The organism is Sphingomonas hengshuiensis (assembly GCF_000935025.1).
GTDB lineage: Bacteria > Pseudomonadota > Alphaproteobacteria > Sphingomonadales > Sphingomonadaceae > Sphingomonas > Sphingomonas hengshuiensis.
Genome location: NZ_CP010836.1, coordinates 1,312,161 through 1,328,818, shown reverse-complemented (window position 1 = coordinate 1,328,818; position 16,658 = coordinate 1,312,161). Strand labels below are relative to the sequence as shown.

Sequence of the window (16,658 nt, the reverse complement as noted above, 5' to 3'; positions counted from 1 at the left end):
GGTCAGCGCATCGCGCGCGCGAGCTTGCCGAAGTCGCTTGTGTCCCCGGCTTCGGGCGCGCCCGCCTTCAGCTTGGCCCCGTCGGACGGCGGCGCGGTGGCCGGACTGTCGAGGAAGTTGTAGAGCAGGGTCCGCTGTCCCCGGGTCAGGTCGCGCGTCACCGGCATATAGCGGAAGCGCTCGAAATAGTCCGTCGCGGTCAGCTTGCGCAGCACGGCGGCATAGGCGCGCACCTGCTTCTCGTCGCCGAGCGGGAGCCAATTATCCATGCACGGCGCCAGCGCCTCCCAATAGGAGAGCACTTTGTCATGGACGTTCGCCCAGGTCGGCGGCAGCGCGGCGACATCGTCGTCCGCCGGCAGCACGCGCAGATACATATAGGTGAAAACCTGCGGATCGAAGCTGTTCGATGTGACCGGCAGCATCGGATCGGGCCCGGGCTGGAACACCAATTGGGTCACGGTCGGCACGCTGGTCTTGAGCGGGAAGCGCGCGATGCCATGGTCGTCGGTCATTGCGACCAGCGGATCATTCTCAAGCGAGCCGACCTCGGACATGGTCACGGTGATGCCCTTCCCGGCCGGCTTGCCGCGATCATAGACCTGCACCTCGGCCGTGGCGGGATCATCCTGGTCGACATAGAGATTGGGCTCGAGCGGGATCGCGCGCAGGGCCTTTTCTGCCAACAAGGTCACCGGATTCCCGTCGACCTTGGCGACCAGCGAGAGATCGCCGTCGAGCAGCGGCAGCGACGCGGGCGGGATCGGGATATCGACGATCCCCGATGTCGCCTCATAGCTGGCCTGCGCATAGTCCGCGGGAGACAGCGCGGCGATCGTCTTCCCCCCGGCCTCGAGCGAGATCTCGCCGACATCCGCCTTGTCCGGCGTGCGGTTGATCCAGGGGACGCAGTTGCTGAGATCGAGCGCGATACGGTTATTCTCCACATCGATTCTCGCCCAGCCGCTCCCGAACGGGACGGGCGGTGCGCCGCCGCCCACCGGCACGGGGGTCTGGCTCGTCAGCAGCGCGCGGTCGCCCGGCTCGTGCATCGGATCGCCATCGCGCCAGATGCCCACCGTCCCCACCATCGGGCTGCGCGCAGGGTTGGGCTGGAAGCCTCCGGCCGCGAACTTGGCCAAAAGGTCCGCAGCGTGTTTGGCGACGTCGGGCGAGGAATTCGATAGCGCGGGGTCGTTGTAATAGACCGTGTCGTAGGTGACGAAGCGGACCATCAGACCCTTCACCCCAGGCTGACCCATCTGGCGCCTGAGCGCCTGCAGGACAGGTGAATCATAGGGATCGATGCGCAGCGTCGGATGGGCGGCGTCCAGTTCGCCCTCCCATTGGTAGCAGCTCTGCCACAGCACCGAGGCGACGCCGGCGATCATGTTGTTCGATTGGTTGGCGAAGAAATTGATGTAACGGTCGCTCGACCGCCGCACCGGCACGCCAAGGATGCGACAACCGCCATTGATGCCTAGGCCGAGCGCGTCGAAGAAGAGCTGCGACGTATAGGGCCCATAAGGTTCGGCATCGACGAGCATGCCCGCGAGATTGACGGGCGCCTTGACGAACGGGTCCTTGGTGTCGAGGCCCTTCCCCAGGTCCACCCCCGAAACGCAGCAGTTATAGAAGATCGAGCGGTGGGTGCCGTCCGGGTCCCAATTCTGCTGCGGAATCTGCGCGACCGCCGCCTTGCGATAGTCGCCGACCAGCTTTGTGGTGACCGGGTCGCGGCCCAGTTTCGGATCGGCATTGGCCTCGTCATAGGCCGCCACCCAGGTCGGCATGGTGTTGTTGTTGGTCGTGATCGGGTCCCAGCTGACCTGGCCGCCGAAATAGACCCGCGGGAATTCGAGGATGCTCATGCCGCCGCTCCCTTGCTGGCGCCGCTACGCTTGGGCGGAAGAAAGGCGGGTCCGGCGACCTTGCCATTCTTCATCGGGGTGTTGAGCGCCTGGATCGCGGCCATGCGCAGATCGAACATCGCCCGCACCCCGACGCCGAGTTGGCCGTTCTTGCCCGAAAACGCGGCGGCGAGCGCGGCGATCATCGCCGCATAGGCCGCGTTGCACTTGTCCTGCGCAGCGCGCACTGCCGCGGATTCGCCCTTGAATTTATGCTCCTCGGGATCGACGATCGCCGGATAGGATTGGGCATAATCGACGCCGAGCGTGCCGCCCCATTTATAGCCCGAATCATCCGGGCCCGCCGCCACATCCTTCTCGATCACCTGGTTGCGATAGACCTCCCAGAAGCGGTAGAAATGGGCCAGCTCGTTCTGGAAATCGAGCGGGCTGCCCTTGTTCTCGGGCGTCACCGGCGTGCCCTCCCCTTCCGAGACGATCTGGTCGATCGCGCGGCAGGCATCATCGCAATTATGGACCGCGAATACCTGCCCCTGGAAGAACTGGCCGTCATTCACCTGGTTGCGGTTGGGCTTCCATGCCGAGGCGGGCAGCTTGCACAACGCGGCCTTCAGCCGCTCATAATATTCGCCGATCGTGACCGGCGACTTCGCGCCTGACCTGAGCAGCTTTGGCTGCACCGGATCGAGCGGCTTTTCGATCGCCATGCCCTGCGCCATCGCCTCCGGCGAGAAGGGATAGAGGTGGATGACGAGCTTGCCGCCGACATCGCCGGGGAGATGCCCCGGATAGCTGGGCGCGTTGACCCGCACCGTCCCGCCGATCGCATTCATGATGTTGCAGGCGAGGCACATGTGGATCATCTCCTGCATAATGATCGATTGCAGCCGCGCCTTCGCCGCTGCGTTCGTCTCGGGCAGGATCGTCATCGACGCGTAGAGATAGGGCGGCAGAGTCGCGAACTCGATGTCGATCGCGCCCTGCACCAGCTTGCGCACGCCGAGGACGCTGGCCGGTTCGATCCAGGCCAGCCTCACCTCGCCGATATCGGGTCCCTCGGGCGTCTCCATTCTTCCCCCCCTTGTCGCAGCGCGGATGCTCCGAGCATCTGCTTCCGAACAATAAGCCCTTATTTTCAGTTAATCCCGAATTAAGTCCAATCTGGACGCAATACTTCGCCTGCAAGAAACAGTGATTCCTCACTATTCTTTCAACCAAGCCTTCAATCACATTGAGCAATGATAACGACGCAATCTTACAGAATCAAGTATAGCCGTTGCCTTGATCATCGACCATAGTATACGCGATTCGCGCTTAGCCCGCGCGACAATCATCCGGGATATAATTGATTGCGCCCGCAAGGCTGCCTTAGGAGGGACCCGTGACAAGATCGCCGGCCGCATGGATTTCCATTCTCGCAGGAACGGGCGGCCTCTTCGCCGCTCCTGCCGCGGCACAGGTCTATCAGACCTATGGCGCACACAATCCGCCCGGCGCCAGCCCGTGCCAGACCCAGGACTGCGTCTATCCACGCAAGGAAGGCGAGCCGCCCAACCCGAAATGGCCGGACTGGTGGCAATCGACCTGGACGATGTACCGGGTCTACGGCCCCGATTATGCGAAATATCCGCCGCCCTATGCCGGCAAGCCCCCCAAGGGCGCGACCTATCAGACCTCTTCCGGCGCGACCTTCTACGACTCGACCTGGCGCGGGAAATCGGGCGAAGGGGCGATGATGGAGCGATACGACAGTTTCTGCCTCCCCATCTTTCCGCTCCGCAACAACTATTCGTGCAAGTTCATCTCGCTTGGCAACATCGCCTATTTCGTCGCCGGCAAGGGGAGGCCCAAATGGATGCCGCCAATCTGCCTGTTCTCGCCGCTCAATCATCCGCCCCGCCCCGACTTCATCAAGCACCTGCCCTATAGCGCGCAGGACAGCGCTCGGATCGGACCGGGCGGCCAGGGCTATTCCTTCTGGGTGAGCGCCGACGATGGTAAGGTGATGCAGGTCGGCGTGACGCCCGACCGGACCAAGGATGGCGGCATCATGTTCGGCTATGGTTTCCAGGCCAATGCGGCGGGTGAGATGATGCCGCAATCCTTCTATTTCTCGGGCTATCCGCTGCCCCCGGCCGACGCGCCCTATGTCAGCCAGAATTACCGCAAGTTCAGCGCGACCCAGCCCAGTCCAGAGCTTTGGGCGGAAGTCGCGGGGCTCGATCCTGACACGCTTCCCGCCTGCCAGCTGTTCGATCCGCCAAAGCCTGCAAGCGGCCTCCTTACCGAGGGCGAGAGCACGAAGGCGCCAACCTGGGGCGATATCGGCCGCTGGAAGCGTTGAACGCGGCGAGCGCGCTTTGGCTGTCGGACTGAAGGCCAGATATGCCCCAGCCAGCCGCTTCTCGCAGCGGCATGACCATCCGACGGCGATCCCCTTCTCCGGGCCGCGAGCCCGTGCAGATATACGAGCCCCCTCTCCCCGCGCCCGCCATCCTGTAACGCTTGCGTCATCAAGGCTGGCTAGTCGCGCTGACGTCGGGGGTAATTTACGTGGTGCAGAAGGTCGGCAATCGCGAGCCGCTCCGTTGGGTGGCCACGCGGATTCTGCCGCACGAGCCGGCGCTCCGCCGTTGGCTGGCACGCGCGGGGTTGCAGCCCAGCGACGTGGACGACGTCATCCAGCAAACCTATTGCAAGCTGAGCGAACTCGGCTCGGTCGCGCATATCCGCGATCCGCGCGCCTATTTCTTCACCACGGCGCGTTCGTTCGTGCTCCAGCATGTCCGGCGCGAAAAGGTGGTTCAGATCCAGGCGGCGTCCGATCACCTCGATATGCTGGCGGACGAAGGGCCCACGCCCGAGCGTATCGCCAGCGACCGATGGGATCTCAGGATGGTCAACCATGCCATCGCCAATCTCCCACCGCGCTATCGTGAAGCGATCGAGTTGCGCCGGCTGGAGGGCCTGTCGCAAAAAGAAACTGCGGCCCGAATGGGCGTATCGGAAAAAGTCGTCGAGAACAGCCTTGCCCGCGGTCTAAAGGCTGTGCTCCATAGTATCGCGCAAGGCAGTGATTATTACAGCCCGCGGGAAGAGGAGCCGGTGCGTGAGGAGTGCCATGTCGTCCGATATTGATGATGTGGCAGTGCATTGGGCGCTGCGGGTCGATGCGAATAGCTTGGATGGTGCCGAACGCAGCGCGATGGATGCATGGCTCGCGCGCGATCCCCGGCACCGCGGCGCGCTGTTTCGCGCCCGCGCCGCGCTGACCCTGCTGGAGAATGGCGACGATACGGCGCAGGACGCGATCCCATCCGCGACTGCCAAGGTTTCGGCGGCCCCGCAGCGGCGGCGCGCACCTGTGCTGGCCGGGGTCGCCGCGGCGTGCGCGGCGGTGCTCGCGCTGCCATGGCTGCTAACGACGCCCTCCGCCTATCAAACCGTGAAGGGGCAGATTCGCGAAGTCGCGCTCAGCGACGGATCGATCGCGGTGCTCAACACCGACAGCCGCGTCGAGGTCGACTACGGCATCGCCACGCGCCGAATCGCGCTGGGACGCGGCGAGGCGTGGTTCAAGGTCGCGCACAACGCCGCCCGCCCGTTCATCGTCGAGGCGGACGGCGTGCTGGTCCGCGCCACCGGCACCGCGTTCTCGGTTCGCGAGCGCGAGGGGGCGGTGGTGGTCGCCGTGACCGAGGGTAGCGTGGAGGTGTGGCGCGGTGATCGCGCCGGACGCCGTGTGACGCTTCGAGCGGGAACCATGGCATCGCTGCCGGTTGCAACGCCCGGCCAGCCGCTGCCCGCCACCGCCACGAACGCGCCGCCGCGAATCGAGCAGGTCGCCGCGGGCGAGGCGCCGGCGTGGCGTGAAGGGGGCGTAGCGTTCAACGAAACCTCTGTGGAGGACGCCGCTGCCGAACTGAACCGCTACAACCAGGTGACGCTGCACGTCGCCGATCCGGCGATCGCCCGCTATCGAATCACGGGCTATTTCGAAGTGGCGAAGCCGGCGCAGTTTGCCGACGCGGTGGCGCGGATCACCGGCGCGCATGTGTCACGAAATAGAAATGAAATCTTCATCGGAAAGTAATTCCGACTGAAACGGAACTTTATTTAAAGTGTCGTGAGGGATTTTCGAAGCTGGCGCATCCTTAGGTCGAAAACCTAATGGGGGTCGTACCAATGTTTCGGAAATTGCTGTTCACCGGGTCGATGATCGGCCTGGGTGCTGGTCTTTGCGCGCCTTCCGCTGCGGCTGCGATGCAGATGCAGGTCTTTTCCATTCCTGCCCAGCCCGCGAGCAGCGCGATACCGCTCTTCGCGCGCCGCACCAATCTGCAGATCCTGGTTTCGGCGGAAGCACTGCGTGGCGTGCGGACCAGCAGCGTGACGGGCACGCTCGCACCGCGTGCGGCGCTCGATCAATTGCTGCGGGGCACCGGGCTGCGCATCGTGAGCTGGGAAGGCAATGTCGTCACGCTCGGCCGCGGCCTCGATGCCTCGGCACAGGACCAGAGCGGCGACACCGTCGTCGCCGAGGATCGTGACACGATCGTCGTAACCGGCTTTGCGCGCAGCGTCAGCGCCGCGCGCACGCTGAAGCGAAAGTCCGACACGATCCGCGACGTGATTGTCGCGGAGGATATGGCCAAATTTCCCGAGCTGAACCTCGCCGAATCGCTCCAGCGCATCCCGGGCGTCGCGATCAACCGCGAGGCGGGCGAAGGGCGGCGCGTGACGCTGCGCGGGCTCGGCCCCGATTTCACCCGCGTTCAGCTGAACGGCATGGAAGTGCTGGGCAACGTCGATTCGGCGATGGACAGTCGTGGCCAGCGCTCGCGCGACCGCGCGTTCGATTTCAACATCTTCGCCTCCGAGCTGTTTTCGCGCGTCGAAGTCGAGAAAAGCTTTCAGGCGACGCAGAACGAAGGCGGCATGGCCGGCACGATCGGCCTGTTCACCGCCAAGCCGCTGGAGCGCAAGCAGGGGCTGAGCGGCGCGCTGTCGGCGAAGGCGGGCACCAACACCTATTCCGAGGATTTCCAGCCGCGGCTGGCGGCGATGCTCGGCTACAACCATGACAACCGGCTGGGCGTGCTCGTCTCGGTCGCCTGGTCGAAGCGCAAGACGCAGGAACAGGGGTACGACACCTACAACCCCGTCCAGCCCACTGCCGCGCAGATGCAGACCTATGTGAAGAACGGCGTCGATATCTCCGCGCTCGACACGGCGACCCAGGCGAAGTTCCTCTCCGGCGATCTGGTGTTCGCGTCGGGAAACCGCCTGTCGGTGTGGGACGCCAAGCAGGAGCGGCTGGGCGCGACGCTGGCGACCCAGTGGCAGCCCAGCGACACGCTCAAGCTGACGCTCGACGGCCTCTACGGCGAATTCCGCACCGATCGTAACGAATATCATCTCGCGAGCCGCCCGACCGGATCGGAGATCATCTTCAACGGCGCCTATACCGATTTCGGCAAGCCGATCGCGGCATCGAAGATCAATGCGATCCGCTGGGATTCGAGCAACTTCGTGAACTATGCCGATGTCGACAATTCCACCTATGGCAGCGAGCATCGCCGCCAGATCAACAAGAATCGCTTCCGCCAGATCGCGCTGACCGGCGAGTGGAAGCCCAGCGACGCGCTGACCCTCGACGGGCATGTCGGCTATGAGAAGTCGAGCTATGAGACGCCGATCGACGACAAGCTGTACCTGCAGGCGCAGGGCGGCATGGTCACCAGCTATGCGGCCGATGGCGGGTCGGCGCACAACAGCTATAAGTGGGACACCACCGACCCCAGCAAATATTCGATCCGCGAGCTGTATTTCCGCGAGAACGGCCAGGAGACCAGCCTGCGCGAAGGCGTTCTCAACGCGCGCTACCAGTTGAGCCCGGTGTTTCGCCTGAACACCGGCTATGCCTATCGCAAATACGCGACCGAGGCATGGGACTGGTTCAACGACGGGCTGTACGCCGCCGAGTTCCGCAGCAAGCCCGGCTATGATGCCGTAACGCCCTATGCCGTCGTCTATGACGGGCACAAGGACCAGTCGTTCGTCGTCGGCGACTGGGACAAGATGTTCGCCACCTATGGCAAGAGCCACACGCTGACCGGGCCGACCAGCCGGACGCTCAACAGCTTCGATATCTCGGAAGCGACGCACGCCGGCTTTCTCCAGCTCAACTGGAACGGCGAACTGGGCGGCATGGGCTTTCGCGGCAATGTCGGCGGACGCGCCTATCGCACCAATGTCGTGAACAACGGGCTGGTCGCCAACGCGGCCGGCGCGCGCGTGCCGACCACGGTGAAGACCGATTATTCGGGCGTACTCCCCGCGCTCAACGCCACGCTGGAACTGACGCCTTCGCTCCAGATCCGGCTGGCAGCGGCGCAGAACATCAATCGCCCGGCGCTCGCATCGATGAAGCTCACCGGCAGCGTGACGGTGAACAACGGCGTCTACACGATCAGCAACGGCAACCCGGACCTGAAGCCGTACAAGAGCACCGATCTGGACATCGCCGCGGAATGGTATTTCGGGCGGATCGGCATGGTGTCGGTGGGGGTGTTCCACAAGAATATCAACGACCTGATCACCACCGTCACGCTGCGCGACATACCGTTTTCGGCCACCGGCCTGCCCACCAGCCTGGCGCCCGGGCTGACGCCCGACACCAATATCGCGCAGTTCACCCAGTCGGTGAACCTCGCCAAGGCACGTCTGACGGGGGTGGAAATGGCGGCGCAGACCGACTTCGCGTTCCTGCCGGCGCCCTTCAACGGACTCGGCGTGCTGGGCAACGTCACGCTGATCGATTCGAACAGCCGCGAGAACGGCCTCGACGGGCCGATCACCGGCCTGTCGGACATCAACGCCAACGGCACGCTTTATTATGAGAACAAGCTGTGGGGCATTCGCGGCTCGGCCAACTATCGCTCGGGCTATCTGCGCCAGCGCTACAACGGCGTGAGCGCGATCAGCGAGGACGGGTTCAAGGACTCGATCTATGTCGATGCCGCAGCGTTCGTGAACGTCGCCAAAGGGCTGCGGCTGACGCTGGACGCGATCAACATCACCAACCAGCCCGAAGTGCAGATCAACAGCATCTATGATCGGCTGCACAACGTCACCCGCAGCGGGACCACGGTGTTCCTGGGGATGAATCTCTCCTTCTGACGCATCGGCCGGGGCACGGCGCCGCGCGCGCCGTGCCCCGCGCCTTCCTTCGTGCGCCTGCCGCACGGCCATTTCTTTGCGAAGGGCTTTTCCTATGACCGGTTTCGATCGCCGCCAGTTGCTGCTCCTGCTCGGTTCCTCCACCGCCTGCCTCGGCGCGGGCGCATTGCTCTCCAGCGCCTTCGCCTGGGACGTGCCGCCGCCGTACAATATCGAGGAGAATCCCAAATTCGCGACCACGCCGTTCGCGCTGGGCGTCGCATCGGGCGATCCGGCGCCCGACGGCTTCGTGATCTGGACCCGGCTCGCGCCGCAGCCGCTCGATCCGCATGGCGGGGTGATCCGCAAGCAGATGCGCGTGAACTGGGAAGTCGCCGAGGACGAACGCTTCCAGCGCGTGGTGCGCAAGGGGCAGAAGATGGCGGTGCCCGAACTGGCCCATGCGGTGCACGTCGAACTGGAGGGGCTGCAGCCCGATCGCCATTACTGGTACCGCTTCCAGATCGCCGGCCATCAGAGCATGGTCGGCCGCTCCCGCACACTGCCGCTGGCTGCTACTGCGCTCGACCGGGTGCGCTTCGTCGCCGCCGGCTGCCAATATTATGAGGAAGGCCATTTCACTGCCTGGCGCCGGATCGCCGAGGAGCAGATCGACTTCGTCTTCCATTATGGCGACTATATCTACGAGGGCCCCGACTGGCGCATCCAGAACCCCGGCAAGCCGGTGCCGAGCACGCGGTTCCGCTTCCACAACGGCCCCGAAATCTATTCGATCGACGATTATCGCGCCCGCTACGCGCTCTACAAGAGCGACCCCGACTTGCAGGCGGCGCACGCCGCGCATCCGTTCTTCATGAGCTTCGACGATCACGAGATCGACAATAACTGGGCGAGCTATACCGACGAGAACGAGATGCCGCCGGAGATCTTCGCGCTGCGCCGCGCCGGTGCGCTCCAGGCCTATTACGAGAATATGCCGCTGCGGCTGAGCGCCTTCCCGAAGAACGGCACGATGCAGATGTACCGCAGCGCGCGGCATGGCGACCTGCTCAACACCTTCGTCCTCGACACGCGGCAATATCGCTCGAACCAGGCCAATTTCGACCTGCGCTCGCCCCAGACGCCCGAAGTGTTCGCGCCCAACCGCACGATCACCGGCTTCGAGCAGGAGGCGTGGCTGTTCGACGGGCTCAAGCAATCGCCGACGCGGTGGAACCTGATCGCGCAGCAGGTGATGCTGCTCAACCTGCTGCGTCGCGACACGCCCGAGGCCGCGCCGATGGCGGGGATGGACGTGTGGTCGGGCTATATGGGCAGCCGCCGGCGGCTTTTGTCGCATATCGAGAAGCACCGGCCCGGCAACGTCATCACGATCAGCGGCGATATCCACCGCCACTTCGCGGGCGATCTGATCCAGGACAATGGCGACGGCAAGATCATCAGCTCGGAATTCGTCGCCACCTCGATCACCTCGGGCGGCGACGGCGAACTGCCCGATGCGCCGACGCTCGACGCGCTGCGCTCGCAGAACCCGCACCTCAAGACGATGTGCAACAAGCGCGGCTATCTGCTGTGCGACGTGACGCGCGATTTGTGGCGCGGCGACCTGAAGATCATCGACAAGGTGACGCAGCCCAATCTGCCCGCCACGATCTTTGCCAGCTATGTCGCCGAACATGGCGAACCGGGCCTGAAGCCTGTCTGAGCCTCAGGCAGAACCGTACGCATCGCTCGCAAGCGATATCGCACGCGCCGCGAGGCCGAGCGTTTGCTGGCGATGCGTACGGCACCGCGATTCGATCAGGTGCCGCACCGTGGTGACCGCACATTTTTTTAGCGGTCCTGAACGTCGGGCTCCGATTCTGTATTCGCGAGTTCCTCGCTTACAAGGCCCGCGACAAGGTAAGCGAGATTGTTGCGCCTTGGGTCTGCTTGCGGGTTTCCTTTCCTGAATAGTCGCCGGCCCGGTTCGGACTGAAGAAGCGCCGCAAGCGATCGCTGTCTTCCCCGGTGATCGCGCTGGCGCGCAGGGTCGTCTTGAACCCCGGCACAGCCGTCGTCTCGACAAACGCATTCCACACTGGTCTCTCGCGCCAGAACAGGCGCTCGCCCGTATAGAAGATCTCGGCCTCTTGCGCGGACGTATAGCTGAAGCCCCATGACGACCGCAGGCGCGGCAGGTCATGGCGAAACTCGGCCTCGAAACTGGTCGAGGGCAGATCGTCCATCGCCCGGAACTCGCCCGTCAGGGGATCGCGGAAGCGCGAATCGCGAAGCGTGCCTGACACGGTGATCCGTGCGCCCTTGAGCAGGCTGTGCAACGGAAGGGTCGCATTGCCGGTGAGGCCCCATTGCCGCGCATCGCCGATCGTACCGAGCGCCTCGTCGCCCGTGTCGAGCACGAGATAACCGAGCAATCCCTTGTGCCATTGGTGGTAGGTCTCGAGCGCCAGCGCCGCGCCCTTGCCCCAGCGATGGTCGAGGCGCAGGAAAACGCGCGTGACCCTTGCCGGACGCAGCCCGGAATTCCCGCCCATGGGCCGGCCGTCGGCCTGATCGACCGAGGCCGCGAAATCCCCGAAATCGAGCTGATCGACCGTGCGTCGCATCGCTAGGCGAAGCTGCGTACTGTCCCGTGGCGACCAGACCAGCGCGGCGGACGGCTTGAAATAGGACAGGCTCTGCGCGTGATCGCTGTCGCCTTTCACCGTGAGGCGGGAGAGTTCGAACGCGCCGCCTGCTTCCAGTTCGAGGCGGCGTGCCAGCCTTACCGCGACATTCGCGAAGGCTTCGCCGCGCTGTTCGGAGACGCGCGTATTCGCGTTGCTCAACGCGACCGGCATCATGCCCTGTCCGGTGTCCTCGGCATAATCCAGATGGCTGATCAGACGGTTATAGACCATTTCCACCCCCAGTTCCGGGCGAATGGCATGATCGCCCTGGCGCGCGAGCGTGACGCGCCCGATCAGTTCGAGCGGCTTTTGCCGCTGGTCGGAAACGCCGCGATACGCCGGCTCCTGATACTCCTCGCCGACGCGGCTCGTCGCCATCTGGCCCAGCCCGACGAGTTTGAGCGTCCAGCCTGTGCCCAGCCCGCGCGTCCAGTCGAGGCCGAGCTCGCCGCTGCTGCTCTCCTCGCGATACGCGATAAAGCGGTTGGCATAAGGTGCACCCGCTATCTCTCCGGCATAGAGGCCTATATCGGTCGCGGAACTGTATATGTCGTGGTTGAGCCGCAGGTTCACCGTCAGTGTTCCGCCGCCCAGCGGTCGGGAGGCAGACGCTGCCACCCCATATTCCGGCGCCTTGCCCAGCGATTCCTGAAGCCGCCCCAACGTCAACGCGCCTGCCGCATCGAGATTGTGGAATTGCGCGTTGGAAGGGTAGCGTGCCTCGCCCGCCATCAGTTCCACACTGGTCTGCCACGCGCCGATTGCCTTGGCATAGCTGGCCTTGGCAGTGGGTGAGAGCCCGCCATCGGCCGCACGCGCCAGCGTCAACGTCGCTGTCCCTGCGCCGCGTGCATCGGTTTTGAGGATGACATTGGCGACCAGCGTCTGCCCCTGCGCTTCGGCCGCATCCGATCCACGCAGCAGCACGATGCGCGCCACCCGCGCGGAGGGAATGCGCCGCAGCACTTCGCTGATGCCGCCAGCCTTGACCGTGGGACGCTGGCCATCGATCAGCACATTGCCCGCCGCCCCGCCAAAGCCGCGGACACCGCTCCCATCGGAAATGGGGAAACCGGGCGTGCGCTCCAGCATCTCCAAGGCGGTCTGGGGCTGGAACGGGGTATAGAATTCCGCCGGATAGGCTGGGTCGGACCCGGCAGACGTCACAGATCGGGGCGGTTCTTCACATTTGGGAGAGGACTGCTCCGGGCAATCTTCCATCGTCCCCGCCATGGCGGCGAGGCTGGCAAGCAGCGTTGCAAGCGAGCTCATCGCATGAAGAACTCGACCGGTACGACCAGTTCAATGGTATCGCCTGCCATCGCCTTGGGTGGCGTGGGCAGCGGGGCCGCGCGCTTGGGCAAAGCGAGTGCTTCATTGTCGAGCGCCCGGACACCGGACGACCGCTCAAGACGAACGGAGAGCACCTCGCCATTCCGGTTCATCACGAAACGGATATAGGGCACGCCCTGCTGGCGGCGGAAAGAGGCTTCGCGGGGATAGCGCTTCACCTTGTTGAGCGCGCCCAGCACGAGCCCCTCCCATGTCGGCTTGCCGCTGGACGCCTGCGGCGCAGGCGGCGCCGGCGGTGTCTCGGGCGCCGTCGTCTCCTTTGCCGGCGGTCCCGGATCGGGGACCGGCTTCGCGACGGGAAGCGGCAAGGGATTGATGCTCGGTATCCGGATTTCCGGCGCCTCGATCTCTGGAGGAACGACGTCAGGCAGATCCTTTTCCTTCTCCACCGCTTCCGGCCCGGGAGGGATTTCCCGCGCAGGCTCCGGCGGAGCGGCAGGAGGTGCCACATCGAACACGCTCAACGTCGCGGGCTTCTGAGCGGCCTGATAGGTGGTCCAGGTGAACAGGGTGGCCCCGGCGACCAGCAATGCGACCCCCACGGTACCGGCCATGCCGAACAGGCGCGTCGTGAGGCTCACCGGTTGATCCGAGTAGCGCGTCGACGGCTCCCAACGGCCCATCGTCCCGGAGGGCATTGCCGGCCCGATCGCGTGCCCCAAGGCCTCCCCGCCTCCCTGCGCCATAGGCTCTTCGCCCTGCATTACATCCAACATGGTGGCGATCATCCTTCCGCACCGGGCAGCAAGGCGAGAACGGCAAATCCCAGGGGAACCGACACGATGATCAGCCATGTCCATGCGCGCGCCGCGCTGCGGGCATGGAACACCGCCATGGCGATCGGGGCGAAGACCGCGAAGCTCAGCAAGGTGGCTGCCGTCACCGCCTCGACCCGGTCAACGCCGATCCGTGCCAGCACCAGCGAAAGTGCCGCCGTGAAGAGCGACGTCACGCCGTAAGCGCCCAGCGTTCCGGCAAGGCTGCGCGCAACCACCGACCAGCGATTGCGCGCCCGCTTGCTCATGGCGATCGCGCTCGCCATCAGTGTGCGACGAAGCTCAGCGACGCGATGTGCTGAAGGCTTGCAACCCTCTGCCCGGCAATCTCGACATCGGCGGGGGCGGTGTGGCGGGCGACGAGGATATAGCGGCCTTTCGCGGCGACCGGCACGGTGAAGCGCCCTTCCCCATCCGTCTTGAAGGTCTTTTCCCAAAGATCGGGATTGATGACAGTGATGCCGGTGTCGGCAAGCGGCTGCCCCTTGAAGGTCAGGATGAAGCTGTCGCTGCCCGGCGCGACCGGCACCAGTTCGAACGCATGGACCGCCCGCGTGCTGTCGCGGCCTGCCTTCGCCTGGAAGGCGGCTGCCTGATAGCTGCCTTCCTCCGTCTTCCACGGCTCCCAGACCTGATCGTTATAATAACGCAGATCCCCGGCGCCGCCGACATCAGCCACCAGATGATCGGGCTGCGCAGTCATGGCGAAGGCCCGATCCGGCCGCGTTTCAAACAGGCGGGAGGTTGCGACCAGCTTGGCGATATCCTCGCCCTTGTCGCGCTCGCCTGCCGCGTCCCCGACATGGACCCGTGCCGTCGCGCCATCCCGTTCGATCCAGATTTCATGCGCGGATGCACTGGCGGCAGTGCCAGCGAGGAGTGCGGCGGCAATAAGCGTCTTGAACATGGCAATCTCCGAAAACATCAGCGTGGAAATGGCGGGCATCAGGGCCGCACCCTGCGCAGGATGCGGTCCCGATTGAGGTTGGCGGCGACGATCAGGGCTGCTGCGGCGGTCATCCAACCGAACCACGCAACCGCGCCGTAACCCCAGCCAAGACCGGCACCGGCAATGACGAAGGCGAGTGCCAGCATCAGGAGGCCGGACAGGTGCAGGGCTCTGCTCCCGCCCGCTGGCAGCTTGCGGCGCAGCCAGTCCTGCTGGTGACGGCCCATCGCGAGCAGCAGCAGGGCGAAGCCTGCCAGCGACAGGAGGAAGATTGCCGCGTGGATCATGCCGCCATCGCCTCCAGCTCGCGCGTCTTGCGGCGGGGCGCAGTCTTTGGCTTTCGCGTGGCGACCTTCCACGCCGTGAAGCCGCAGGCAGCAGCCGTGGCCAGCATGGCGAGGTCAAAGCCGGCGAAAATCCAGTCGCCAGCGATCAGGCTGGGAACCAGGCCGCGCTGCGTGGTGAGCGCGTTCACCATCGGCACCAGAGCATAAAGTACTGCGCAGGCCGCCAGCGCCTCGACCCAGGCCCGCTTGACCGGGCGCGCGATGCTCCAGGTGAAAATCGCGCCCCAGGCGATGAACAGGCTGTGGATTTCCCAGTCGGCGCGATGCGGCAGCCCGACGGGCAGCAACCGGTTCGCGAGGAAATACACCGCGATCCCCGCGAACGACCCGGCGATCACGCCAATGTTGAGGCGCTCCACGAGCCGGAAACCGACATGCGGGCGGGATGGATCGGGCAGCTTGGCGCGGCGCTTGACCGTCCACAGGACGAGGCCGCTGGCCACCATGATCGTGCCGGCCGCGCCCGACAGGAAATAGAGCCAGCGCAGCATCGCGCCGGAAAAGCGGCCCGCATGGAGGTCGATCATGACCCGCTGCGTCGCGCGCGCAGCGCCGGGCTTATCGCCCGTGCCGAGCATGTCGCCGGTGGCAGCATTCAGATAGACAGGCTGGCGACCACCGCCCAGCATCTCCTGCCCCGGCCAGATGCCGGCAACCATGTCGGGCGTGCCGGGCTGTTCGATGCTGATGTAACTGGCCCTCTGCCCGGCCCAGTTTGCCTCGGCGCGCGCGATGATCTCGCGGAGTGGAAGTTGCCGCGGCGCGGAGGGAGGTGATGCGCGCGTCGACGCTATCGTCGGCGCTGGCGGAAAGGCCTTCTCGTAAAAGGCCTCCATGCTGCCGAAGCTGGCGTTGGCGCCCCAGGGCATAAGCGTGAACAACAAGGCGACCAGCCCGGTATAGGTGATCATCAGATGGAACGGCAGCGCGAGCACCGCCGTCACATTGTGCGCATCGAGCCAGCTTCGCTGCCCCTTGCCGAAGCGCAGCATGAAGAAGTCCGCGAAGATCTTCTTGTGCGTCACGATACCCGAAAGGATCGCGACCAGCATCGCGAGCGCGGCGATGCAGACGAGGTAGCGCGCCCATATCACCGGCAAATAGTGCAGGTCGAAATGCATTCGGTAGAGGAAGAAGCCGCCAGCGCTTTCGCGCACGGCTACCTCGCGGCCCGTCGCGGGATCGAGCTTCACTTCCGCGCGATCTTCCCACCCGCCGCCGCTGGGCGTCCAGGACAGCACCAGGGCCTCGTTGCTCCGCCCGCTCGGCAGCGACACGCTCCAGCTTTCCGCACCCGATGCACGCGCGCGGAACAGGGCATCCGCCCGGTCGAGCGCCTGTCCGGTGACCGGCGCCCGCTTCAATTCGGGATGCATCCAGCCGTCGATCTCGATCTGGAAAAAGGCCGTGGTGCCGAACAGAAAGATCACGAACAGCAGCCACCCGGGCAGCAGCCCCGCCCAAGTGTGCAGCCATGCCATCGACTGGCGAAGCGTTTCCTTCACAGC

At 64.9% G+C, this 16,658-nt stretch carries 13 protein-coding genes; 5 read left to right on the top strand and 8 right to left on the bottom strand.

Features of this window, described 5'->3' with window-relative positions:
- Positions 1–2 precede the first annotated feature (2 nt).
- Entirely contained in the window at positions 3–1,871 is a 1,869-nt protein-coding gene (locus TS85_RS05805) for a hypothetical protein (RefSeq protein WP_044330964.1), read from the bottom strand.
- Positions 1,868–2,941 (bottom strand): ferritin-like domain-containing protein, encoded by a 1,074-nt coding sequence (locus TS85_RS05800; protein ID WP_044330963.1) that lies wholly within the window; start codon positions 2,939–2,941, stop codon positions 1,868–1,870. The genes TS85_RS05805 and TS85_RS05800 overlap by 4 nt, the downstream gene beginning before the upstream one ends.
- Before the next feature lie 311 nt (positions 2,942–3,252).
- Here TS85_RS05800 and TS85_RS05795 point away from each other — a divergent pair, with 311 nt between their 5' ends.
- The 5 genes from TS85_RS05795 to TS85_RS05775 all read left to right on the top strand — a co-directional run bounded on the left by TS85_RS05795 (position 3,253) and on the right by TS85_RS05775 (position 10,758).
- A complete protein-coding gene (locus TS85_RS05795) occupies positions 3,253–4,215 on the top strand; it encodes a hypothetical protein (RefSeq protein ID WP_052507777.1) in 963 nt (320 codons plus the stop codon).
- Positions 4,216–4,424: 209 nt separating this feature from the next.
- Positions 4,425–5,009: an RNA polymerase sigma factor gene (locus TS85_RS05790; RefSeq protein WP_052507776.1), complete on the top strand. Its 585-nt coding sequence runs from the start codon at positions 4,425–4,427 to the stop codon at positions 5,007–5,009.
- A complete protein-coding gene (locus TS85_RS05785; RefSeq protein WP_044330962.1) occupies positions 4,993–5,964 on the top strand; it encodes a FecR family protein in 972 nt (323 codons plus the stop codon). Before TS85_RS05790 ends, TS85_RS05785 begins: the two co-directional genes overlap by 17 nt.
- Before the next feature lie 92 nt (positions 5,965–6,056).
- Entirely contained in the window at positions 6,057–9,053 is a 2,997-nt protein-coding gene (locus TS85_RS05780) for a TonB-dependent receptor (RefSeq protein WP_227698694.1), read from the top strand.
- 94 nt (positions 9,054–9,147) lie between these two features.
- Positions 9,148–10,758: an alkaline phosphatase D family protein gene (locus TS85_RS05775; protein WP_044330961.1), complete on the top strand. Its 1,611-nt coding sequence runs from the start codon at positions 9,148–9,150 to the stop codon at positions 10,756–10,758.
- A 178-nt stretch (positions 10,759–10,936) separates the two neighbouring features.
- Here TS85_RS05775 and TS85_RS05770 read toward each other — a convergent pair whose 3' ends face one another.
- The 6 genes from TS85_RS05770 to TS85_RS05745 are packed head-to-tail and all read right to left on the bottom strand — an operon-like array spanning position 10,937 to position 16,655.
- Positions 10,937–12,997: a TonB-dependent receptor domain-containing protein gene (locus TS85_RS05770; RefSeq protein ID WP_044330959.1), complete on the bottom strand. Its 2,061-nt coding sequence runs from the start codon at positions 12,995–12,997 to the stop codon at positions 10,937–10,939.
- On the bottom strand, positions 12,994–13,806 hold the full coding sequence (locus TS85_RS05765) for an energy transducer TonB family protein (protein ID WP_227698693.1): 813 nt from the start codon (positions 13,804–13,806) through the stop codon (positions 12,994–12,996). The genes TS85_RS05770 and TS85_RS05765 overlap by 4 nt, the downstream gene beginning before the upstream one ends.
- A complete protein-coding gene (locus tag TS85_RS05760; RefSeq protein WP_227698692.1) occupies positions 13,803–14,120 on the bottom strand; it encodes a hypothetical protein in 318 nt (105 codons plus the stop codon). The genes TS85_RS05765 and TS85_RS05760 overlap by 4 nt, the downstream gene beginning before the upstream one ends.
- Positions 14,120–14,878, bottom strand: coding sequence for a DUF4198 domain-containing protein (locus TS85_RS05755; RefSeq protein WP_227698691.1), 759 nt, complete (start codon positions 14,876–14,878; stop codon positions 14,120–14,122). Before TS85_RS05755 ends, TS85_RS05760 begins: the two co-directional genes overlap by 1 nt.
- Entirely contained in the window at positions 14,800–15,090 is a 291-nt protein-coding gene (locus TS85_RS05750) for a DUF3325 domain-containing protein (RefSeq protein ID WP_044330958.1), read from the bottom strand. The genes TS85_RS05755 and TS85_RS05750 overlap by 79 nt, the downstream gene beginning before the upstream one ends.
- The gene (locus tag TS85_RS05745) at positions 15,087–16,655 is read right to left on the bottom strand and encodes a PepSY-associated TM helix domain-containing protein (protein ID WP_044330956.1); all 1,569 of its coding nucleotides are present in this window, start codon (positions 16,653–16,655) and stop codon (positions 15,087–15,089) included. The genes TS85_RS05750 and TS85_RS05745 overlap by 4 nt, the downstream gene beginning before the upstream one ends.
- Between the last annotated feature and the right edge of the window lie 3 nt (positions 16,656–16,658).

What these genes read in the sequence shown, in the direction of transcription:
- TS85_RS05805 (WP_044330964.1), bottom strand. Translation starts at nt 1,871, where the DNA reads ATGAGCATCCTCGAATTCCCGCGGGTCTATTTCGGCGGCCAGGTCAGC.
- TS85_RS05800 (WP_044330963.1), bottom strand. Translation starts at nt 2,941, where the DNA reads ATGGAGACGCCCGAGGGACCCGATATCGGCGAGGTGAGGCTGGCCTGG.
- TS85_RS05785 (WP_044330962.1), top strand. Translation starts at nt 4,993, where the DNA reads ATGTCGTCCGATATTGATGATGTGGCAGTGCATTGGGCGCTGCGGGTC.
- TS85_RS05780 (WP_227698694.1), top strand. Translation starts at nt 6,057, where the DNA reads ATGTTTCGGAAATTGCTGTTCACCGGGTCGATGATCGGCCTGGGTGCT.
- TS85_RS05775 (WP_044330961.1), top strand. Translation starts at nt 9,148, where the DNA reads ATGACCGGTTTCGATCGCCGCCAGTTGCTGCTCCTGCTCGGTTCCTCC.
- TS85_RS05770 (WP_044330959.1), bottom strand. Translation starts at nt 12,997, where the DNA reads ATGAGCTCGCTTGCAACGCTGCTTGCCAGCCTCGCCGCCATGGCGGGG.
- TS85_RS05765 (WP_227698693.1), bottom strand. Translation starts at nt 13,806, where the DNA reads ATGATCGCCACCATGTTGGATGTAATGCAGGGCGAAGAGCCTATGGCG.
- TS85_RS05760 (WP_227698692.1), bottom strand. Translation starts at nt 14,120, where the DNA reads ATGGCGAGCGCGATCGCCATGAGCAAGCGGGCGCGCAATCGCTGGTCG.
- TS85_RS05750 (WP_044330958.1), bottom strand. Translation starts at nt 15,090, where the DNA reads ATGATCCACGCGGCAATCTTCCTCCTGTCGCTGGCAGGCTTCGCCCTG.